Source organism: Alistipes sp. AF48-12 (assembly GCF_003477565.1).
Classification (GTDB): Bacteria; Bacteroidota; Bacteroidia; order Bacteroidales; family Rikenellaceae; genus Alistipes_A; species Alistipes_A hominis.
The window spans coordinates 1-20,398 of the sequence record NZ_QUDJ01000010.1; the positions used below are offsets into that span (position 1 = coordinate 1).

At 55.7% G+C, this 20,398-nt stretch carries 21 protein-coding genes and 1 pseudogene; 15 read left to right on the top strand and 7 right to left on the bottom strand.

The window, feature by feature from the left end:
* Positions 1-48 precede the first annotated feature (48 nt).
* Both DW082_RS07465 and DW082_RS07470 read right to left on the bottom strand, forming a co-directional pair.
* On the bottom strand, positions 49-738 hold the full coding sequence (locus DW082_RS07465) for a zinc metallopeptidase (RefSeq protein ID WP_101573601.1): 690 nt from the start codon (positions 736-738) through the stop codon (positions 49-51).
* Positions 739-829: 91 nt separating this feature from the next.
* A complete protein-coding gene (locus tag DW082_RS07470; protein ID WP_118458070.1) occupies positions 830-1,609 on the bottom strand; it encodes an SDR family NAD(P)-dependent oxidoreductase in 780 nt (259 codons plus the stop codon).
* 133 nt (positions 1,610-1,742) lie between these two features.
* Between DW082_RS07470 and DW082_RS07475 the strand changes: the two genes are divergently transcribed.
* The 5 genes from DW082_RS07475 (at position 1,743) to DW082_RS07495 (ending at position 5,145) form a co-directional block, all read left to right on the top strand.
* Entirely contained in the window at positions 1,743-2,993 is a 1,251-nt protein-coding gene (locus DW082_RS07475; RefSeq protein ID WP_101573605.1) for an FtsX-like permease family protein, read from the top strand.
* 9 nt (positions 2,994-3,002) lie between these two features.
* Complete coding sequence (gene ubiE, locus DW082_RS07480; protein ID WP_101573607.1) at positions 3,003-3,734, top strand: bifunctional demethylmenaquinone methyltransferase/2-methoxy-6-polyprenyl-1,4-benzoquinol methylase UbiE; 732 nt, start codon at positions 3,003-3,005, stop codon at positions 3,732-3,734.
* Between the two features lie 14 nt (positions 3,735-3,748).
* A complete protein-coding gene (locus tag DW082_RS07485) occupies positions 3,749-4,243 on the top strand; it encodes a hypothetical protein (RefSeq protein ID WP_118458072.1) in 495 nt (164 codons plus the stop codon).
* Positions 4,240-4,743, top strand: coding sequence for a hypothetical protein (locus DW082_RS07490; protein WP_118458074.1), 504 nt, complete (start codon positions 4,240-4,242; stop codon positions 4,741-4,743). The genes DW082_RS07485 and DW082_RS07490 overlap by 4 nt, the downstream gene beginning before the upstream one ends.
* Before the next feature lie 201 nt (positions 4,744-4,944).
* Entirely contained in the window at positions 4,945-5,145 is a 201-nt protein-coding gene (locus DW082_RS07495) for a hypothetical protein (RefSeq protein ID WP_101573681.1), read from the top strand.
* Between the two features lie 166 nt (positions 5,146-5,311).
* On the opposite strand, the gene DW082_RS07500 is transcribed toward DW082_RS07495, so the two are convergent.
* Entirely contained in the window at positions 5,312-6,493 is a 1,182-nt protein-coding gene (locus DW082_RS07500; protein ID WP_055202994.1) for an AIR synthase related protein, read from the bottom strand.
* Positions 6,494-6,587: 94 nt separating this feature from the next.
* On the opposite strand from DW082_RS07500, the gene DW082_RS07505 reads away from it, so the two are divergent.
* From DW082_RS07505 to recJ, 5 genes are all read left to right on the top strand, one after another.
* A complete protein-coding gene (locus DW082_RS07505) occupies positions 6,588-8,144 on the top strand; it encodes a hypothetical protein (protein WP_055202992.1) in 1,557 nt (518 codons plus the stop codon).
* Positions 8,145-8,456: 312 nt separating this feature from the next.
* Positions 8,457-9,812 carry an NADP-specific glutamate dehydrogenase gene (gene gdhA, locus DW082_RS07510; protein ID WP_055202990.1) on the top strand — a complete coding sequence of 452 codons (1,356 nt, stop codon included), beginning with the start codon at positions 8,457-8,459 and terminating at the stop codon, positions 9,810-9,812.
* Between the two features lie 208 nt (positions 9,813-10,020).
* Positions 10,021-10,905: a lipoyl synthase gene (lipA, locus tag DW082_RS07515; RefSeq protein WP_118458076.1), complete on the top strand. Its 885-nt coding sequence runs from the start codon at positions 10,021-10,023 to the stop codon at positions 10,903-10,905.
* A 7-nt stretch (positions 10,906-10,912) separates the two neighbouring features.
* Positions 10,913-11,590, top strand: coding sequence for a lipoyl(octanoyl) transferase LipB (gene lipB, locus DW082_RS07520; protein WP_118458078.1), 678 nt, complete (start codon positions 10,913-10,915; stop codon positions 11,588-11,590).
* Between the two features lie 89 nt (positions 11,591-11,679).
* Positions 11,680-13,446: a single-stranded-DNA-specific exonuclease RecJ gene (gene recJ, locus DW082_RS07525; protein WP_055202984.1), complete on the top strand. Its 1,767-nt coding sequence runs from the start codon at positions 11,680-11,682 to the stop codon at positions 13,444-13,446.
* Positions 13,447-13,526: 80 nt separating this feature from the next.
* Here recJ and DW082_RS07530 read toward each other — a convergent pair whose 3' ends face one another.
* The 3 genes and pseudogenes from DW082_RS07530 to DW082_RS07540 form a co-directional block, all read right to left on the bottom strand.
* The gene (locus DW082_RS07530) at positions 13,527-13,772 is read right to left on the bottom strand and encodes a hypothetical protein (protein WP_118458080.1); all 246 of its coding nucleotides are present in this window, start codon (positions 13,770-13,772) and stop codon (positions 13,527-13,529) included.
* 65 nt (positions 13,773-13,837) lie between these two features.
* The gene (ahcY, locus tag DW082_RS07535; protein WP_118458082.1) at positions 13,838-15,250 is read right to left on the bottom strand and encodes an adenosylhomocysteinase; all 1,413 of its coding nucleotides are present in this window, start codon (positions 15,248-15,250) and stop codon (positions 13,838-13,840) included.
* 109 nt (positions 15,251-15,359) lie between these two features.
* Positions 15,360-15,659 (bottom strand): annotated as a pseudogene (locus DW082_RS07540) (riboflavin kinase); the annotation flags it as partial.
* A gap of 203 nt (positions 15,660-15,862) precedes the next feature.
* On the opposite strand from DW082_RS07540, the gene DW082_RS14715 reads away from it, so the two are divergent.
* The 5 genes from DW082_RS14715 to DW082_RS14515 all read left to right on the top strand — a co-directional run bounded on the left by DW082_RS14715 (position 15,863) and on the right by DW082_RS14515 (position 19,189).
* Positions 15,863-16,525, top strand: coding sequence for a MerR family transcriptional regulator (locus tag DW082_RS14715; protein WP_409049076.1), 663 nt, complete (start codon positions 15,863-15,865; stop codon positions 16,523-16,525).
* 146 nt (positions 16,526-16,671) lie between these two features.
* Positions 16,672-17,304, top strand: coding sequence for a Nif3-like dinuclear metal center hexameric protein (locus tag DW082_RS07550; protein WP_310648308.1), 633 nt, complete (start codon positions 16,672-16,674; stop codon positions 17,302-17,304).
* A gap of 50 nt (positions 17,305-17,354) precedes the next feature.
* Positions 17,355-18,131 (top strand): zinc ribbon domain-containing protein, encoded by a 777-nt coding sequence (locus DW082_RS07555; protein WP_055202976.1) that lies wholly within the window; start codon positions 17,355-17,357, stop codon positions 18,129-18,131.
* Between the two features lie 270 nt (positions 18,132-18,401).
* The gene (locus tag DW082_RS07560) at positions 18,402-18,986 is read left to right on the top strand and encodes an RNA polymerase sigma factor (protein WP_055202974.1); all 585 of its coding nucleotides are present in this window, start codon (positions 18,402-18,404) and stop codon (positions 18,984-18,986) included.
* A gap of 62 nt (positions 18,987-19,048) precedes the next feature.
* Complete coding sequence (locus DW082_RS14515) at positions 19,049-19,189, top strand: hypothetical protein (RefSeq protein ID WP_153497722.1); 141 nt, start codon at positions 19,049-19,051, stop codon at positions 19,187-19,189.
* A gap of 71 nt (positions 19,190-19,260) precedes the next feature.
* On the opposite strand, the gene DW082_RS07565 is transcribed toward DW082_RS14515, so the two are convergent.
* The gene (locus DW082_RS07565) at positions 19,261-20,391 is read right to left on the bottom strand and encodes an enolase C-terminal domain-like protein (protein ID WP_101573623.1); all 1,131 of its coding nucleotides are present in this window, start codon (positions 20,389-20,391) and stop codon (positions 19,261-19,263) included.
* Positions 20,392-20,398 lie beyond the last annotated feature (7 nt).

Consider the following 20,398-nt stretch of genomic DNA (forward strand, 5'->3'; position numbering starts at 1 on the left):
AAGTTAGGACGTTCAAACGTCCCTTATCGATTCATGCGATCGAAAATCTTACTGCCTTCGGGCGATCCCGATATAGTAGATCAGCGTCACGACCGCCGACAGAGCCGCGACCAAATAGGTGCGCGCCGCCCATGCCAACGCCTCTTTCGCCTGCGCGGCCTGTTCGCCCTTCAACGTGTAGCTGCCGGTCAGCCATTCCATCGCGCGAGCCGAAGCATTGTACTCGACCGGCAGGGTGATGAGACTGAAAACGGCCGATACGGCGATCATACCGATCCCGATCCAAAACAGCGCCGGATAGGTATTCAGCAGCAACATTCCGGCAATAATCACCCACATCGCCCACTGCGACGAAAAACTAACCACCGGCACCAGCGCCGAACGCATTTTCAGCGGAGCGTACTCGCGGGCGTGCTGCACGGCATGGCCGCACTCGTGGGCGGCTACCGCCGCCGCGGCCACACTGTTGCTGCTATAAACCGACTCGCTGAGATTGACGGTCTTCGTGGCCGGATTGTAGTGATCGGTCAGGTGCCCCGGCGTCGAAACCACCTTCACGTCGTAAATCCCGTTGTCGTGCAGCATCCGTTCGGCCACGTCCTTACCGGTCAGACCGCCGGGAAACATCACTTTGGAATACTTTTTAAAAACCGATTGGAGCTTCGCCTGCACGATAAAACCGACGATCGCAATAACGATCAGCAACACCCATTCCGCATTGATTGGTCCTAAATACATTTTTCAACTTTTTTCTTTGTGCACGCTGCAAGACGTGCGGTTTCAACTTATGATCTGTTTTTAAGAATAAAACGTTTTTGCTCGCGCTTTATTACGTTGTTTCGGATTCCTGTTTCCGGAAAGTCATATAGGCATTGGCCTGCTGCGACGGCATTACCTCGATGTCGTTGATATTGACGTGCGGCGGCAGCGAAACGACCCATGCGACGATCCCGGCAATGTCGTCGCCGGTCAGCGGTTCGACGCCGCGGTACACCTCCGCGGCCCGTTTCTTATCCCCGTGGAAACGCACCGTCGAAAATTCGGTATCGACCATACCGGGACGGATCTCGGTCACTTTGATCCCGTGACTCAGGAAATCCATCCGCATCCCCTGTGAAAGCGCGTGCACGGCATGCTTCGAAGCACAGTAAACGGCTCCGTTCTCATAAGCCTGCGTTCCGGCGATCGAACCGAGGTTGACGATATGCCCTCCCTTGCCGCGCCGGATCATCCACCCCGACACGACGCGGGTCACGTACAGCAACCCTTTGACGTTCGTGTCGATCATCCGTTCCCAGTCGTGCGGGTCGCCCTCGTCGAGGTGCTCGAAACCGGACGCCAGTCCCGCATTGTTGACCAGCAGGTCCACTTCCCGGAAACGGTCGGGCAACGCGCTCAGCGCGCCTTCGGTCTGAAAACGGTCCCGGATGTCGAATCCCAGCACATGCACTTTCACGCCGTACTCTCTTTCCAGTTCGTCGTTGAGTTTCTGCAAACGGTCGGTGCGCCTCCCGGTGATTACGAGGTCGTACCCCAGCCGCGCCAGTGCGCGGGCGGTGGCAGTCCCTATTCCCGAGGAAGCGCCGGTAACCAAAGCTGTCTTTTCCATAACGGCATTTTATTAATACGGTAGCGTTTTTTCGCCCGTTCTGCGCGCAGGCGCAAAAACCAACCTCCCGATTATATGCAAAAATACGAAATTTTACGTTACTTTGTAGCTTTTAAACTATTTTACGGCGGATATGGGCAGACTGAACCTCGAATATTTCCTGGCGCGGCGAATCGCGACGCAAACCGGCGGGCGCAAAAACAACGTGATGGTGCGCATCGCCACGCTGAGCGTCGCGATCGGCATCGCCGTAATGATCATATCGCTCAGCGTGATTTTCGGATTCAAGCGAGAGATCGCCGCGAAACTGAGCGGATTCGGCTCCCATGTTCAGATCGTCAACCTCGACGGGAACGTTTCGTACGAAACGGTTCCCATTTCGAAAAACCAGCCGTTCCTGTCGCAAATCCGCAGCGTGCGGAATTTTTCGGGAATGTATCCCTATGCCGTCACGATCGGCATTCCGCGCGGAGAACGCGCGATGCAGGGCGTCGTACTGAAGGGAGTGGACAGCACGTACGACTGGTCGTTTTTCCGACAAAACCTCGTGGAGGGCGAACTGCCCGACGTGCAAAGCGGCGTCCGCACCAAGGATATCGCGGTCTCCCGTTCGCTGGCGGACCTGCTCGAAGTTTCGGTCGGGGATCCGCTGGAAATGCTGTTCATCCAGGATCCGCCGCGGCGCGACCTCTTCCGGGTCGCGGGCATTTACGACACGCAGTTCAGCGAAATAGACCACATGATGGTGCTGACCGACCTACGCAACGTCCAGCGACTCAACGGATGGGATTCGACGCAGATCACCGGGTTCGAAATCGCCACGTCCGATTTCGGACGGCTGGAGCCTTTTACGGACGACGTCTACCAAGTCGTTTTCGACAACCTGACGGGAGACGAACACGACTCGTTGCGCGTCATCAACATCCGGGAGCGTTTCCCGATGATCTTCGACTGGCTCGACGCGCACAACGTCAACGCCGGAGTCATCATTACGGTGATGCTGCTCGTGGCGCTGTTCAACATGATCGCCGCCCTGCTGATCATCCTGCTCGAACGCACGTCGATGATCGGCACGCTGAAAGCGCTCGGCATGGGGAACCGCGCCCTGCAGAAGATGTTCGTGATCCGCTCGTCGTTCGTCATTATAAAAGGAATGTTTTGGGGCAACGTGGTCGGCATCGGCCTGTGTCTCTTACAGCACTGCACCGGATGGATTTCGCTGAGCCAGGAGGGATATTTCCTGACCACCGTACCGATTTTCATCGACTGGGGGTGGCTGGCGCTGCTGAATGCCGCGACCTTCCTGTTCATTGTAGCGCTGCTGGCTTTGCCGACGATGATAATTTCACTAATTTTGCCGGAGAAAACGATCCGCTTCGAATAGTGCCGAACGATGAAACCCTATAACCAGACGGAAAGCAAAAAAGAACAGGTGCGAACGATGTTCGACGGGATCGCCCGCCGGTACGACCTGCTGAACCACTTGTTGTCGCTCGGCATCGACCGGGGATGGCGCCGCCGGGTGGTGCGAATGGTGCGCCTGCACCGGCCCGCCGAAATCCTGGATATGGCGACCGGCACGGGCGACCTGGCCATCATGCTGGCCGAAGCGTGTCCCGCAGCGCAGATCACCGGCATCGACCTCTCCGAACGGATGCTGGCCATCGGCCGCGAAAAGGTGGAACGGAAAGGACTCTCCGGCCGCATCCGGCTGTCGCAGGGAGACGCCGAGACGCCCCGATACGGCGAAGGAAGGTTCGACGCCGCCACCGTAGCGTTCGGCGTCCGCAACTTCGAAGACTTGCCGGGCGGAATGACCGGCCTGTACCGGGCCCTGAAGCCCGGCGGAAGGCTTTACGTGCTGGAATTCGGTATGCCGCAGAACCGGATCTTCAGAGCCTGTTACGGATTCTACTTTCTCCGGGTGCTGCCCCGGATCGGCGGAATGATCTCGAAAGACGGCGCGGCCTACGCCTACTTGCCCGAATCGGTCGGCGAATTTCCCTACGGGAAACGCTTCACCGAAATTCTCCGCGACGCGGGCTTCCGCAACGCGCGTTTCAAAAACCTGTTCGGCGGCGTAGCGCAGATTTACAGCGCCGAAAAGCCCGTTTCATCGACGTAAAAACAATCAAGCCCATGAAAAAACTGATTATCCTGCTGCTGATACTGCCGATCGTTTCGTGCGTACGGGTCGAAGATCTCTCCTACGACGGAATCGAATCCGTACAAGTCCAGTCCGTAGGCACTTCCCAGACGGCCATCGACCTGTTCGTACGCGCGTCGAACGGATCGGGAACGAACCTCACGGTCGCGCGCGCCGAACTGACGCTGAAAAAGGGCGACCGAACGCTGGTTCAGGCCCGGGTGGACGAAAAGGTAAAACTGCCTCGCAAATTCGACGGCACGGTGCGCGTTCCGGTCAACGTGCGTTTCGAAGGCGGTATGCTCGGCGCGATCGGCGTAATGAGCACGCTGTCGCGGGGCGTCCAAGGAACGACCGTCTCCGGCGTCGTCGTAGCCCGGGCCGGCCTGATGCGCAAAAAATACGTAATCGAGGATATGGAGACCGAACGCTTTCTCAGGCAGTTCGGGATCAAGCTTTCCGACATCCTGCAAAATATCGATCTATGAAAAAGTTCATGACGATCCTGCTGCCGCTCGCCGCTGCCGCAGCCACGGTCGCAGCCCAGGGACTGGGCGGGTTTAAAAACCAACTGGCCGTACCGGACGGTTCCTACGGCAGCCGCATACAGATTACCGAGCACGGCACGGCCGCTTCGGCCGTCAGTTCGATGCAGACGAACCAGTCCGGCGTCAAAATACGCGGATATCGGGTACGCATCTTTTCGGACAACAGCCAGAACGCGCGTTCGGCGGGGCAGAATGCGCTCAGCCGCTTTCGGGAGTTATATCCGGGCATACCGGCCGACATGACTTACGACACTCCTTATTTCAAGGTCACCGTCGGCAACTGCCTGACTGCGGAAGAAGCGACCATCCTGTGGGGAAAGATCAAAGACGCTTTCGACCGCGCATTCGTCGCCCGCGAAGAGATTCCGTTGTCGTCTTTCAAGGAGAGCCAGTCGCTTCTCCCCGACAGTTCCGCCGGGAATGCCGCCGCAAAAGAGTAATATTCGGGGCTTTCGATCCCGGCGCCGCTTCGGTTATACGAAAAATATCCGACAAAACCAAATTTTTTACCGGGAAAATTCATTTTTCGGCAAAAATTTCACTGGATAACTGTTCCAATAACCAATCATTTTTATACCTTTGCGCCTGAATAATTCAACCAATTAATTCTTGTCACTATGAAAACTTTTACTAAATCTGTAATGATGCTCGCAGTTGTTGCTGCCTGCGTTTCTTTCGCTTCTTGCGGTAACGCCGGCGCTGAAAAAGCCAAAGCCGACTCGATCGCCGCTGCCAAGGCTGCCGATTCGATCGCTGCCGCCGAAGCTGCTGCTGCCGCCGCTGCCGCTGCTGCTGCCGATACGACCGCTGCCGCTGCCGACACGGCTGCTGCCGCTCAATAATCGCGGGCGTTTTCGGACGCTTACAGATAAAAAGTAAAGGATCTTCCAGGAAGACCCTTTATTTTTTTGCCCCAAAAAAGAAACCGGTGGTTTCCGACCGAAAAGCAAGCCGGCTTCCCCCGATCGGGGGAAGCCGGCTTGCCGTTTTCTTCAAACGGATCCCGTCCTATTTATAATAATCGAACGTCCCGTTCTGATGCGTAATCGTCACCGAAGCCTTATCGGCCGCTTCGACACGACCGACGACCTGCGCATCGACCCCGAAGCTTTTCGAAATCCGGATCAGGTCGTCCGCCACGGCTTCGCTGTCGACGTAAAGCTCCATCCGGTGTCCCATGTTGAACACGCTGTACATTTCGCGCCACGGCGTCTGCGATTCCCGCTGGATAATCCGGAACAGCAACGGCGTTTCGAACAGATTATCCTTGACCACGTGCAACTTGTCGATAAAATGCAGAATTTTGGTTTGTCCGCCGCCGCTGCAATGGATCATGCCGCGGATATCGCCGCGGTGCTCCTGCAACATTGCCCGAACAACCGGAGCGTACGTCCGCGTCGGCGACAGCACCAGTTTGCCAACCGTCAGCGGACATCCCTTTACGGTATCGGTCAAACGGTATTTACCGGTATAAACCAAATCTTTGGGAACCTCCGGATCGAACGTTTCCGGATACTTCTCGCCGACGATCTTCGCAAAAACGTCGTGCCGGGCCGAAGTCAATCCGTTGCTGCCCATCCCTCCGTTGTATTCGTCCTCGTAGGTCGCCTGTCCCGACGAACTGAGTCCGACGATATAACAGCCGCTGCGGATATTCGCATTGTCGATCACGTCGCTGCGCCGGGTACGCGCCGTTACGGTGCTGTCGACGATAATCGTCCGCACCAAGTCGCCCACGTCGGCCGTTTCGCCCCCGGTCGAATAGATCCCGACCCCCAGTTCGCGCAAGTGTTGCAAAAACTCTTCGGTGCCGTTGATCACCGCGGCGATCACCTCGCCGGGGATCAGGTGCTTGTTCCGCCCGATGGTCGACGACAGCAGAATGTTGTCGGTCACGCCGACGCACAGCAGGTCGTCGGTATTCATGACGACCGCGTCCTGCGCGATGCCTTTCCACACCGACAAGTCGCCGGTTTCCCGCCAGTAAGCGTAAGCCAACGCCGATTTGGTGCCGGCTCCGTCGGCATGCATGACGAGACACGACCCGTCGTCGCCCGACAGAAAATCCGGAATGATTTTACAAAACGCCTTGGGGTAAAGCCCCTTGTCGATGCTTTTGATCGCAGCGTGCACGTCCTCTTTCGACGACGAAACCCCGCGTCCCGCGTAACGTGATGATGATTCAGACATAATTTCAGTTCGAATAATGCGTTACAAAGATAGCCATTAAATTTCGGTTTGTCTGTATTTTTTCGTAATTTTGCTTGTTACAAATCCGAAAAAGATGAACATCGTAACTGGAAAACAAGAGTCCGTATACGACCTGATCCGGAGCATGAGCAAGGCGGAGAAGCGCAACTTCAAACTCTACGCCACCCGCCTGTCCGGCAACCAGGAAGCGAAGTTCATTTCGCTTTTCGACTGCATGGACGCGTTGGACGAATACGACGAAACGAAAATCCTCCAGCGCTGCCCGATCAAGAAGGAACAGCTGCCGAACATGAAGGCGCACCTCTACAAACAGATCCTGGTCAGCATCCGGCTGCTCGACGCGCAACGCACGGTTCCGATCCAGCTTCGCGAACAGATCGACTTCGCCCGCATCCTGTACGACAAGGGATTGTTCCGGCAAAGCACCAAGATCCTCGAAAAAGCGAAAGAACAGGCGCTGTTCTACGAACAGTACACACAGGCTATCGAAATCATCGAGTTTCAGAAAAGGCTCGGGACGCTGAGCGTCTCCCGCGGACTGGTCGCCAAAAGCGAAACGGTCAGCCGGCAAGTCGCCGAATTGTGCACGCGGATCAAAAACATCAACGAACTGTCGAACAGCGGGTCGCAGCTCTACGGGCTCTACCTGCAACTGGGATACGCCCGTACGCAGAAAGACCTCGACATGATCGTCCAGGTCTACGGCCCGACGCTGGCGAAATACGACGACGAACGGCAGCTTTCGTTCACCGAAAAAGTATACCTGTACCAGGCGCAGGTCTGGTACAACTACATCCGGCACGATATGCTGACGTGCTACAAATACGTCTGTCGCTGGATACTGCTGTTCGACAGCGCGCCGCACATGAAAGAGCTGATGTACGATCTCTACCTGCGGGGATACTCCCGGCTGCTTGACGGACTCTATCTGCTGCGCAGCTACCGGCGGTTCATCCAGAAATTGGACGACTTCGAAGACGAAGCCGACTCGATCGCCGCCATCAACGACAACGCCCGGATGATCTGGCAGCAGATCATTTACGTCAACCGCATCAACAAGCATTTCTGGGAAGGCACATTCGCGGAAGGCATCCGGACGATCCCGGAAGTGGAGCGGTATATCCGCGACTACGGGACCGAGTTGGATATCCACCACCGGATGGTGCTTTGCTACAAAATCGCCTGCCTCTATTTCGGACACGGCGACTACCGCAAGTGCATGGACTACCTCGGAAGGATCATCAGCACGCGCGATCCGCGCATCCACCGCGATCTGCAATGCTACGCCCGCATCCTGAACCTGATCGCCTCTTACGAAGCGGGCATCGACTACAACCTGGACTACCAGGTGCGCTCGGTGTGCCTGTTCCTGGTCAAGATGAACGACATGCACCAGGTGCAACAGGAGATCATGGCCTTCCTCAAACGGCTCAACTCGATGTACGCCACCAACCTGAAAGAAGAGCTGCGCCAACTGTATGAACGGCTCAAACCGCTCGAGCACCACCCGTTCGAACGCCGGACGTTTTATTACCTCGACATTTTGTCGTGGCTCGAGAGCAAACAAAAGGGGAGTTCGGTCGCCGAGATCATTCGCAGGCGGTTTCTCGAAGAGAACGGCGGGAAATAGCCGGCACGAAAAATGCGGACGGCGTAAAATCCCGTCGCAGCGCGCATGTTAAATTGTAATTTAAAAAAAATAATTTTTTTTTATCCGCTGACAATTTTCGGCCAGATTTCGCAAAAGGCTTATCATTTGAAATCAATACCGGAAATTTAAAAAACATTTAGTAACGAATCGAACCGTTATATTTTTAACACCGGTACGATCCGTCGGCCGAATGCCCGATCGTCGTTTGCCGTTCTGATATTATTCACCTATTTTTACGGTCGCAAACACCGACAGTGCGAAAAAACAAATCTCTATAAAATTCCGAATCCTATGGAAAAACACGTTCAAAAGTATGTCGACGATTTCATGGCCGATATCATCGCCAGAAATCCGGGTGAAAAAGAGTTTCACCAGGCCGTACACGAGGTCGTAGAATCGCTGGCCCCGTACATCCTCGAAAATCCCGTGCTCCAGAAAATGAAAGTTCTGGAACGCATCGCCGAACCCGAACGAATCGTGATGTTCCGCGTTCCGTGGCTCAACGACAAGGGGGAGATCGAGATCAACAAAGGCTACCGCGTCGAAATGAACAGCGCGATCGGCCCCTATAAAGGCGGCATCCGTTTCCACTCGTCGGTAAACCTGAGCATTCTGAAGTTCCTCGCCTTCGAGCAAACCTTCAAAAACAGCCTGACGACGTTGCCGATGGGCGGCGGCAAGGGCGGCTCGGACTTCAACCCGAAAGGCAAGTCCGATAACGAAGTAATGCGCTTTTGCCAGTCGTTCATGACCGAGCTGCAACGTCACATCGGAGCGAACACGGACGTGCCGGCCGGCGACATCGGCGTGGGCGGACGCGAAATCGGCTTCATGTTCGGCCAGTACAAGCGGCTGCGCAACGAATTTACCGGCACGCTGACCGGCAAGGGCCTCGGCTGGGGCGGCAGTCCGCTGCGTCCGGAAGCCACCGGGTACGGCACCTGCTACTTCGCCCAGGAGATGCTGGCTACGCGGGGCGAAAGCTTCAAAGGCAAGACCGTAGCGATTTCCGGATCGGGCAACGTGGCGCAGTACGCCTGCGAAAAGGCGACCCAGCTCGGCGCCAAGGTCGTAACGCTTTCCGATTCGTCGGGATACATCTACGACCCGAAAGGCATCGATGCCGATAAGCTGGCCTATGTAATGGAACTGAAAAACATTTTCCGAGGCCGCATCAAAGAGTACGCTGAAAAATATCCGGAAGCCACCTACTACGAAGGACAGCGTCCGTGGAGCGTAAAATGCGACATCGCGATGCCGTGCGCCACGCAGAACGAACTGAACGGCGACGAGGCCCAAACGCTGATCGCAAACGGCTGTTTCTGCGTTGCCGAAGGCGCCAACATGCCCTCTACGCCCGAAGCGATCAAGGCCTTCCTGGACAACAAACTGCTGTACTCGCCGGGCAAGGCGTCGAACGCCGGCGGCGTAGCCACTTCCGGCCTCGAAATGACGCAGAACTCGATGCGTCTGTCATGGTCTCCGCAGGAAGTCGACCAGAAACTGCACTCGATCATGAAAGACATCCACGCCGCCTGCGTGAAATACGGCACCGGCCCCGACGGATACGTCAACTACGTCAACGGCGCCAACATCGCCGGCTTCATGAAAGTGGCCAACGCCATGCTGGCCCAGGGCTGCGTATAAGATCCTTTACTTTCCTGATATTAAAAACGTTCCCGGAAATCCGGGAACGTTTTTTCGTTTCGCGCGGCAGGAAGCGCCGGCAGCAAAAACAAACGATAAAAAATCATCCCGAATCCGACGTTCCGTCGCAATTTATTATCCCGAAACAGGCTCGATTTTGAAAAAAAACGTTACATTTGTAGCAATTGGAAAGTAAATAAAATTAAAAATGCCTGATTGTCATGATGAGGTAACGCGACATAAAAAACCGGACTGGCTGAAAATCAAGCTCCATAACAGTAGTAATTTCGGCGAAGTGGCTCGCATCGTACAGGAACATGGGCTGCATACGATATGCAGCAGCGGACGATGCCCCAACCAAGCCGAATGCTGGAGCCGCAGAACAGCGACTTTCATGATCCTGGGTGAAATCTGTACCCGTTCGTGCAAGTTCTGTGCGACAGCCACCGGAAAACCGTTACCGCTCGACCCGGATGAGCCGCAGAAACTCGCCCGTTCCGTTCGATTGATGGGATTGAAACATTGTGTCGTCACTTCCGTAACGCGTGACGATCTGCCCGACGGCGGAGCCGAAATATGGGCGGAAGCGGTACGGGCCGTTCGCCGCGAAAATCCGGATACTTCGATCGAATTGCTGATTCCCGACTTCGATGCGCGGGAAGACCTGATCGACACGGTGATCGCCGCCAAACCGGATATTATCGGACACAACGTCGAAACCGTCGCCCGGCTGACTCCGCAGGTGCGCTCGCGCGCCCGTTACGAAGTCAGTCTCAAAACTTTGTCGCATATCGCGCGGTCGGGCTGCCGAACCAAAAGCGGCCTGATGGTCGGTCTCGGCGAAACCGACGACGAAGTGCTCGCTGCGATCGACGACCTGGTCGCCAACGGCGTCCGGATTATGACGATCGGCCAATACCTGCGGCCCACGCTGAAACACCTGCCGGTCGCCGATTACGTAACTCCTGAAAAATTCGCAACTTACAAGGAAGAAGCGCTGCGACGCGGTATGCTTTACGTCGAAAGCGGCCCGATGGTGCGTTCGTCCTACATGGCCGAGAAGGCGATGCAATGTTGCGGAAGCAAAAAATAAACGAAACATGGAAACCGTTACCAGCAAATACGTCGGACGGACGGAATACTCCGCAGCCTGGGAAGAGCAGAAACGCTTCTTCAACGCCCTGCTGGACGCCAAACGAAACGGTGGCGGACAAGCGGAACAGGTACTGCTCTTCGTCGAACACCCGCACGTCTATACGCTCGGCAAAAGTGGACACGCGTCGAACCTGCTGGTCGACGACGGTTTCCTGAAACGGATCGGGGCCACTTATTTCCAGACCGACCGCGGCGGGGACATCACCTACCACGGTCTCGGACAGTTGGTCGGCTATCCGATTCTCGACCTCGAACGGCTCGGCACGAACCTGAAGGATTATATTTGGACGGTCGAGGAGAGCGTGATCCGGACGATCGCCGAATACGGTATCGTCGGCGAACGGCTCGCCGGCGCGACCGGCGTATGGATCGAAGGAGACTCCCCGCGCGCGCGAAAAATCTGCGCGATCGGAGTCAAAGCGTCCCGTTACGTAACGATGCACGGCTTCGCGCTGAACGTAACGACCGACCTGCGCTATTTTTCGTACATCAATCCGTGCGGATTCGTCGACAAAGGAGTCACGTCGATCGAAAAGGAGACCGGGATGCGGCCGACGCTGGAAGAGGTCGCCCGCAAATTCGCCGCGCATTTCGGACAATTGCTCCACTGCGAGGTACGGTGACGGCACGCGGGAAGGGCCGGGGCCCGTCGCCCGGGAAACAGGGACGGATTAAAATTTGATTAATAAGCAATTAATAAATAAAAAACGTTATGTCAGCAGAAAAAAGATGGGTACTCAAGCCCCAAGGGGATGCTGCGAAGGTGGCCGCGCTGGCCGCCGCGCTCGATATCCCGCCGGTGCTTGCCAACCTACTTGTTCAGCGTGGCATCGAAACCGAAGAGGAAGCATGGCAATTCTTTAACCCGAAACTGGAGAACCTGCACGATCCGTTCCTGATGAAGGATATGGACCGCGCCGTCGAACGGATCGACGAAGCCGTCAAACGAAACGAGCCGATCATGGTCTACGGCGATTACGACGTAGACGGAACGACCGCCGTCGCGCTGGTCTATTCGTTCCTGCGCCGGCTGGGACTCTCGTCGCTGCTGTTCTACATTCCCGACCGCTACACCGAAGGCTACGGCATTTCGGTCAAAGCGATCGACTACGCGCAGCGCAAGGGCGTGGGGCTGATCATCGCGCTCGACTGCGGGATCAAAGCGACGGAAAAGGTCGCCTATGCCAAGACCAAAGGAATCGACTTTATCATCTGCGACCATCACCTGCCGGGGGACACCATTCCCGAAGCGGTGGCGGTGCTCGACTCCAAGCGGCCCGACTGCAACTATCCGTTCAAAGAACTGTCGGGATGCGGCGTAGGGTTCAAAATGCTACAGGGGTATTGTCAGTTCAAAGGATTGCCTTTCTCGGAAGTGGAATGCCTGCTCGACCTGGTAGTCGTCAGCATCGCCTCGGACATCGTGCCGCTGGTAGGCGAAAACCGGATTCTGGCCTATTACGGCCTCAAACGCCTGAACGAAAAGCCCGGCAAGGGCCTTTCGTCGATCATTAAAATCTGCGGCCTCGACAAGCATGTCATCACCATCGACGACATCGTATTCAAGATCGGGCCGCGTATCAACGCGGCGGGCCGCATGGAAGTCGATTCCGACGACGAGAACGCCGCTCCGTCGGGCGGACACTCGGCCGTATACCTGATGGTGGCGCGCGACGAAGAGGTCGCCTCCGAATACGGGGCCTTCATCGACACCTGCAATCAGGACCGCAAGAACATCGACCGTTCGATCACACAGGAAGCCCACGAGATCATCGAAAGCCGGCCGGAACTGAAAAACCGCAAAAGCACGGTGATCTATAATCCGAAATGGATGAAGGGGATCGTCGGCATCGTGGCCTCCCGGCTAATCGAGACTTACTATCGGCCGACCGTCGTACTGACGATGAGCAACGGGTACGTCACCGGTTCGGCGCGCAGCGTGCCGGGCTTCGACCTGTACCAGGCCGTCGAATCGTGCGCCGACCTGTTGGAAAATTTCGGAGGACATATCTATGCGGCAGGCCTGACGATGCGGCCCGAAAACGTGGAAGAGTTCACGCGGCGGTTCAACGATTATGTCGAGGAGCACATCGATCCCGAAATGCTGATCCCGCAGGTGGAGATCGACTCGGAATTGCTGTTCAGCGACATCACGCACAAATTCCGGACGACGTTGAACCGTTTCCAACCGTTCGGCCCGGAAAACAACGCGCCGGTATTCGTAACGCGCGGCGTCAGCAACCGCGGCGACGCCCGGTTGGTCGGGGCAGAGCAGGAACACCTGAAAATGGACCTGATCCAGGGACAGAAACCGAACACATCGATCCCGGCCATCGCGTTCCAGCAACCGACCCATTACGAGCATGTGCGTTCGGGCAAATGCATCGACGTCTGCTATTCGGTCGTCGAGAACCACTACCGGGGCACCGTGTCGGCCCAACTGCGAATCAAAGACATCAAAAAAACGCCCGTAAAATAATTTTCCGAAGAAAAACGCAAGAGACTGCCCCGCAATGCGGCGACAGTCTCTTTTTATTGCAAACGGGCACCGTTTCTCCGTTATTTCAGCACCCTGACCCAGACCTCCCGCACTTCGATCTGATCGTCGAGCACTCCCGATATCCGCATCGTATCCCGCTCTACGCCGATTTGATAGACGGCCTGTTTCCCGATAAAACGGACCATCCCCGGCAAGCCGTAATCGATCGTTTCGGTATAGGTATCCCCGTCGAGCCGGTAGGTTCCGCCAACCCCGTTGAAGACCGTTCCCTCGGCTAAAAAAATATTCCTATAATCCAAACACATATACAAAAAAGCGACTCCCCGTCCGAGAAGTCGCTTCCGATAGAGCGATGAAATACCGTTTTATCCTAATACCGGTAGAAATCGGCCTTGTAAGGACCTTCGACCGGCACGCCGATATAATCGGCCTGTTTCTGCGTCAGTTTGGTCAGGTGCACGCCGAGGCTCTCCAGATGCAGCCGAGCCACCTCTTCGTCGAGGTGCTTTGGCAGGCGGTAAACGTTCACCTCCATCTTTTCGGTCCACAGCTCGATCTGCGCCAGCGTCTGGTTCGTAAACGAATTGCTCATCACGAACGACGGATGGCCGGTCGCGCAACCCAGATTGACCAAACGCCCTTCGGCCAGCACGAAAATGGCGTGTCCGTCGGGGAACGTATATTTGTCGACCTGCGGTTTGATCTCGGTGCGCGCGATCCCCGGGTAGGCGTTCAACTTATCCATCTGGATTTCGTTGTCGAAATGCCCGATGTTGCAGACGATTGCCTGATCGCGCATTTTTTCCATGTGTTCGACCCGCAGGATATCGCAGTTGCCGGTCGTCGTGACGTAAATATTGCCTTCGGGCAGGGCGTCTTCGACCGTCTTCACCTCGAATCCTTCCATCGCGGCCTGCAACGCGCAGATCGGGTCGATCTCGGTCACGATCACCCGTGCTCCGTAAGAACGCATACTCGCGGCGCAGCCTTTGCCCACGTCGCCGTAACCGCATACGACCACCACCTTGCCGGCGATCATCACGTCGGTCGCCCGTTTGATCCCGTCGGCCAGCGATTCGCGGCAACCGTACAGGTTGTCGAACTTGCTTTTGGTCACCGAATCGTTCACGTTGATGGCCGGAAACAGCAGCTCGCCGCGGGCCTGCATCTGATACAGCCGGTGCACGCCGGTCGTAGTCTCCTCGGAAACCCCTTTCAACGCCTCCACCGTGCGGCACCATTTGCCGTTGTCCTCGGCCAACAATTTTTTCAGAACGTCGAGAATCACCGCCTCTTCATGGTTGGACGGAGCGTAATCGAGCGTTTTCGGATCGTTCTCGGCCGCATATCCCTTATGAACCAGCAGCGTAGCGTCGCCGCCGTCGTCAACGATCAGATTCGGACCTTTGCCGCCGGGAAAACTCAACGCCATCGCCGTACACCACCAGTATTCTTCGAGCGTTTCGCCCTTCCAGGCGAACACCGGCACGCCGGCCTCGGCGATTGCGGCGGCGGCATGGTCCTGCGTCGAAAAAATGTTGCAACTGGCCCACCGCACGTCGGCTCCCAACTCGACCAGCGTCTCGATCAGCACGGCCGTCTGGATCGTCATGTGCAGCGACCCCATCACGCGGGCCCCCTGCAACGGTTTCTGCGCACTGTACTTCCGGCGGACGGCCATCAGTCCGGGCATCTCTTTCTCGGCGATCTCGATCTCCTTGCGTCCCCAGCCGGCCAACGCGATGTCGGCCACTTTGTAAGGCAAATTCAAATCCAACAACATATTCCGTATTTTTTTTATGATTATCGTTCTTCTTCCCGTTCTTTTCGAAAAACCGGACGATCTGCGCCCGGTCGGCTTCGATCTGCCGCCGAAGCTCTTCGACAGACCCGAATTTCCGTTCGCTGCGAACAAATTCCAACAGGTCGACCGTAACGGTGCGACCGTACAGATCGCCGTCGAACCCGAGCACATGCGCTTCGAGCACCCGATCCAAACCGCTGCCCACCGTCGGCTTACGCCCGAGATTCACCATCGCGGGCCACACCTTCCCGTCCACCGTGAAATGCGCGGCATACACGCCGTTACGCGCCGGCACCGACTCGCCTACGGCAAGATTGGCCGTCGGGAAACCGAGCCGGCGGCCGAGCCGGTTTCCGCCGACCACTTCGCCCGTAATCTGAAAATCCATCCTGAAAAATAAACTCCGCACGCCGCGCACCCCGGACGAAAGCTCCGCCGGAAACGGCAAACAGGCTGCGGATTCTGTTTTATTGCTTACATTTGTGCCTGCAAATGTAGAAAGAATAATCAAGATTTGCGAACGGAATGTCACGCATCCGCTTTCCGCCTGACGGGAAATTCGGAAAAGGCATTGACAAAAAGGTTTGTTTTTTGTACCTTGCTTGGGCTACGAAAGGGTACGCATATTTTGACACGATGGAGCGCAAAAACCGCAAAATATACTACACGATGGGGGAGGTGTCGGAGATGTTCGACGTCAATCCGTCGCTGATCCGTTTCTGGGAACAGAAATTCGACATCCTCAAACCCGACAAGAACAAAAAGGGCAACCGATTGTTCACGCCGAAAGACGTCGAAAACCTGAAATTGATCTATCACCTGGTCAAAGAGAACGGGATGACGCTCGCCGGAGCGGCCAAACGGTTGCGGGACAACCGCGAAGGCGTGGAGCGCAACCTCGAGATCATCGAAAAACTACAGGGTATGCGCGCCCTGCTGCTGGAAGTCCGCGAAGAGCTGAAATCGGGCGGCGACGAAATCTTCATCGACACCTCGGTGCCGGAGACCGCGCCACCGTCGCTGCAAGCCGATGCCGCAGCCGTGCCGGACGCGCCGCCCGCCGCCGAGGAATCCGTCGAAGGACCGGCCGTACCGCGGTTTTTGCAGCGCGAGATCCCGATCCCGCCGCAGCCGGCGACCGCCGCGCCGCGTTTCGACCTGCCGGAAGAGGCCGCCCGCACGGAAGAACCGACCGCAACGCCCGAACCGGAACAGCCCCGACGTCCGGTAATCGTCGAACAATCGCTGTTTTAACCATCCGATAAAACGAACGACATGAAAATACGCGACGTAGCAACCGTCATCGAAGAGTTCGCTCCGCTGCAACTGCAGGAAACCTACGACAACAGCGGCTGAACATCGGATTCCCGGACGCCGAACTGACGGGCGTTCTGATCTGCGTGGACGTCACCGAAACGGTCGTCGACGAAGCGATCGGGCACAGGGCCAACCTGATCGTGTCGCATCACCCGCTGCTGTTCCACCCGTTACGCCGGATCGTCGGGGCCGACGCTTCGCAACGGATCGCCGCGCGCTGCCTGATCGCCGGCATCTCGCTCTATGCCGCGCACACCAATCTGGACAGCGCCGACGGGGGTATGAGTTTCCGGCTCGGGCAATTGCTCGGACTGCAAAATATGCGGACGCTGAAACCGAATCCGGAAACAGTTCCCGAATCGGGGTTCGGCATCGTCGGGGAACTGCCCGGCAGAGCGCGCCCGACGCTGGAGTTTCTGCGAGAGACCAAACGACTGTTAAACTGCGGCGCGATCCGTTACAGCGCCCTGTGCCGCGAAACCGTCTCACGCATAGCGCTGTGCACCGGAGCCGGAGCTTCGATGATCGAAGACGCCGTCGCTGCGGGCGCGGATCTCTACCTGTCGTCGGACTTCAAATACAACGATTTCTACACTCCGGACGGACGGATCGTCGCGGCAGACGTAGGACATTTCGAAAGCGAATATTGCGCAATAGCGCTTTTGCATGATATTATTACAAAAAAAAATAGCTACTTTTGCAGTTCGCAAGAGTGAACATTCGATAAACCCGGTAAATTATTTAGTTTAAGAAATTTCTTACAGATATGGCGACATCCAGCAGAAAAAACAACGAATCGAACGACTATTCCGTAGAGGAAAAGATCATCGCGTTGTACGAGCTCCAGAAAATCGACTCGAAAATCGACGAAATCAACAAGATCAAGGGTGAGTTGCCGCTTGAAGTGCAGGATCTCGAAGACGAAATAGCCGGTCTCGAAACCCGCATTGCCAACATCACGTCCGAGATCGACGGACTGACGGCTTCGACCAAACAGCGCAAGGAAGAGATCGAGCAGGCCAAAACGCTGATCGCCAAATACGAACACCAGCAGGACAACGTCCGCAACAATAGGGAGTTCGATTCCCTGTCCAAGGAGATCGAATACCAGAAGCTGGAGATCGAACTGTGTGAGAAAAAAATCAAGGAATACAGTGCGGACAGCAAGGTCAAGAAAAAAATGATCGAAGACGCTCAGGCGATCGTAGCAGACCGCAAAATCGACCTCGCCGCCAAGAAAGCGGAGCTGGAAAGCATCGACCAGGAGACGGCCAAAGAGATCGAAAGCCTCGCCGTGCAGTCGGAAACCGCCGCCGTGAAAATCGACAGCCGGCTGCTGGCCGCTTACAAACGCATCCGCGAAAACGTGCACAACGGATTGGCAGTCGTTACCGTGAAACGCGACGCCTGCGGCGGCTGTTACAACCGCATCCCGCCCCAGCGCCAGTTGGACATCCGGATGAATAAGAAAATCATCGTTTGCGAATATTGCGGCCGGATTCTGGTATCCAACTTGTTGGACGAAAACAACGCCGAAGAATAGGCCAAAACGCTCCGGGATTTTCCCGATCCGTCTTATCCCGAATCTGCAAATTCCGTATTTCCGGAAATTTTGCAGATTTTTTGATTCCCGCAAATTTCCAGCAGGCTGTTTATCAAATTATGGCACAGCTTTTGTAAAAAGGATCGAAATCATGTTGAGTAGAAAAATTTGCGAATTCAAAAAATTTATGTATATTGCGACGCTAAAGTCTAATTATTTAAAAGAATTGCCTATCGAGAATATCTACTCTAAACTAATAACGAGTAGTATATGAATCTGAAGAAGTTAAGTGACAACGATTTGCTTAATGTCTATCTGTCAGGCAATGAGAATGCTGTAACTGTACTTGTCAACCGGCACCGGCGACGGGTCTTCGATTACATCAACATGATGGTCAAGGACCGGGATCTGGCCGACGATATTTTCCAGGAAACTCTTATCAAAGTAATCCGTTTCGTGAACGACGGACGATACACCGAAAACGGAAAATTTCTTTCGTGGGTACTGCGTATCGCGCACAATCAGGTGATCGACCATTTCCGACAGAAAAAACAGCAAAACCACATCTCCGAAGGCGAAGCCGGATACGACCTGCTGAACAACCGGAAACTCTCCGATTCGACGGTCGAAGACCGGATGATCTCCGATCAGATCGCCGAGGATGTTCGCAAACTGGTGGATTTCCTGCCGGCCGAACAAAAAGAAGTCGTCCTGATGCGCTACTACATGGGGCTTAGTTTCAAGGAGATAGCCGACGAGACCAACGTCAGCATCAACACGGCGCTCGGACGGATGCGCTATGCGCTGATCAACATGCGCAAAATGATCGACGAAAAGCAGTTAATCTTGAGTTAAAGGCAATAATCGCCGGAGCCGGGCGTTATATAGGTACAAACGATCAAAATCAAATTGTGCCTATGGACGAAAGTTACAATGAGTACGGTTTTAATGCCGAAAGGCTGGCTGATGAAGAACTTTTCTCCAAAGAAGTAGTGGGGGAAGACAATGATCTGATTTTAGTCGACTGCCTGCTGAGAGAGGCGTTAAACAAAAAGTAAAAACCAAGGGCGCTCAATTCGGCGCCCTTTATTTTATTTATTATATTCCTTACTCGTACTCTTCAAAAAATCTAAACCGGAACGACCCCGATTCCAGGACGGTCGGGCAGCGTTACCTGCCCATCGACGATCCGGGCCCCGTCAAATCGATCGTTCGAAATCAGCAGATTGCCGTCCAGGTCGGCCCAGTCCATCATCGGCGCCAGTTGGGCCGCCGCCGTTATAGCGCAGGAAGTCTCGGTCATACATCCGATCATCAGTTTCATTCCCAACGCCTTGGCCAACACCGCCATTTTATAGGCTTCACGCAGGCCGGTACTCTTCATCAGCTTGATGTTGATCCCGTCGTACACCCCCTCGGCACGCCGGACGTCCGGCAGCCGTTGTAAAAACTCGTCGGCCATAATCGGCAGCGGGCTTCGCTCCCGAATCCATGCCGTCTCGTCGATCATCTCTTTCGGCAGCGGCTGTTCGACGAACAGCGTATTGCGTTCGCTGAGCCACTCGATCATCTCCAACGCCTTCTCCTTATCCTTCCAACCCTGGTTGGCATCGACGCACAGCGGCTTATCGGTCACCGAACGGATGATTTCGACCAGCTCCTTGTCGTTGTCGAGCCCCATCTTCACCTTAATGACGTTATAGGGCGACGTCTCCTCCACTTTCTTGCGTACGACGTCCGCCGTATCGATCCCGATCGTGAACGACGTGTCGGGAGCTTTCTCCGGCGAGAGTCCCCATATCTTATACCACGGCTGACCGAGCAGCTTTCCGGTCAGATCGTGCAGCGCGATATCGACCGACGCTTTCGCCGCCCGGTTGTCGGGAGCCGCCGAATCGACGTATTCGAGAATTTCGTCCATTCGGAACGGATCGGCGAACTGGCCGAGATCGAGCGATCCGAGGAATTTGCAGACCGATTCCTGCGTCTCGCCGAGGTAAGGCGGCATCGACGCTTCGCCGTAGCCGATCACGCCGTCGTACTCGAGCTGCACCTGTACGTCGGGCGTATGCGTACGCGTATTGACCGCCACGGTAAACGGGTGGATCAACTTCAGATCGTACGGCTCGAACGTCAAATTCAGCTTCCCGCTACGCCCTTTTTTCGGTTTCCCCGCACAAGCGCCCAGCAGCGGCGAAGCGGCCACCCCGGCCGTAACGAGCCCCATCGCCGTGGTCTTCAAAAAGTCTCTTCTGTTCATGGTTATC

Excerpts from the sequence above, each read along its gene's own strand:
- DW082_RS07490 (WP_118458074.1), top strand. The coding sequence starts at position 4,240 with ATGAAAAAGTTCATGACGATCCTGCTGCCGCTCGCCGCTGCCGCAGCC.
- recJ (WP_055202984.1), top strand. The coding sequence starts at position 11,680 with ATGTCAGCAGAAAAAAGATGGGTACTCAAGCCCCAAGGGGATGCTGCG.
- DW082_RS07555 (WP_055202976.1), top strand. The coding sequence starts at position 17,355 with ATGGCGACATCCAGCAGAAAAAACAACGAATCGAACGACTATTCCGTA.
- ubiE (WP_101573607.1), top strand. The coding sequence starts at position 3,003 with ATGAAACCCTATAACCAGACGGAAAGCAAAAAAGAACAGGTGCGAACG.
- ahcY (WP_118458082.1), bottom strand. The coding sequence starts at position 15,250 with ATGTTGTTGGATTTGAATTTGCCTTACAAAGTGGCCGACATCGCGTTG.
- DW082_RS07560 (WP_055202974.1), top strand. The coding sequence starts at position 18,402 with ATGAATCTGAAGAAGTTAAGTGACAACGATTTGCTTAATGTCTATCTG.
- lipB (WP_118458078.1), top strand. The coding sequence starts at position 10,913 with ATGGAAACCGTTACCAGCAAATACGTCGGACGGACGGAATACTCCGCA.
- DW082_RS07465 (WP_101573601.1), bottom strand. The coding sequence starts at position 738 with ATGTATTTAGGACCAATCAATGCGGAATGGGTGTTGCTGATCGTTATT.
- DW082_RS07485 (WP_118458072.1), top strand. The coding sequence starts at position 3,749 with ATGAAAAAACTGATTATCCTGCTGCTGATACTGCCGATCGTTTCGTGC.
- DW082_RS07505 (WP_055202992.1), top strand. The coding sequence starts at position 6,588 with ATGAACATCGTAACTGGAAAACAAGAGTCCGTATACGACCTGATCCGG.
- DW082_RS07475 (WP_101573605.1), top strand. The coding sequence starts at position 1,743 with ATGGGCAGACTGAACCTCGAATATTTCCTGGCGCGGCGAATCGCGACG.
- DW082_RS14515 (WP_153497722.1), top strand. The coding sequence starts at position 19,049 with ATGGACGAAAGTTACAATGAGTACGGTTTTAATGCCGAAAGGCTGGCT.
- DW082_RS07565 (WP_101573623.1), bottom strand. The coding sequence starts at position 20,391 with ATGAACAGAAGAGACTTTTTGAAGACCACGGCGATGGGGCTCGTTACG.
- DW082_RS07470 (WP_118458070.1), bottom strand. The coding sequence starts at position 1,609 with ATGGAAAAGACAGCTTTGGTTACCGGCGCTTCCTCGGGAATAGGGACT.
- DW082_RS07530 (WP_118458080.1), bottom strand. The coding sequence starts at position 13,772 with ATGTGTTTGGATTATAGGAATATTTTTTTAGCCGAGGGAACGGTCTTC.
- gdhA (WP_055202990.1), top strand. The coding sequence starts at position 8,457 with ATGGAAAAACACGTTCAAAAGTATGTCGACGATTTCATGGCCGATATC.
- DW082_RS07500 (WP_055202994.1), bottom strand. The coding sequence starts at position 6,493 with ATGTCTGAATCATCATCACGTTACGCGGGACGCGGGGTTTCGTCGTCG.
- DW082_RS07495 (WP_101573681.1), top strand. The coding sequence starts at position 4,945 with ATGATGCTCGCAGTTGTTGCTGCCTGCGTTTCTTTCGCTTCTTGCGGT.
- lipA (WP_118458076.1), top strand. The coding sequence starts at position 10,021 with ATGCCTGATTGTCATGATGAGGTAACGCGACATAAAAAACCGGACTGG.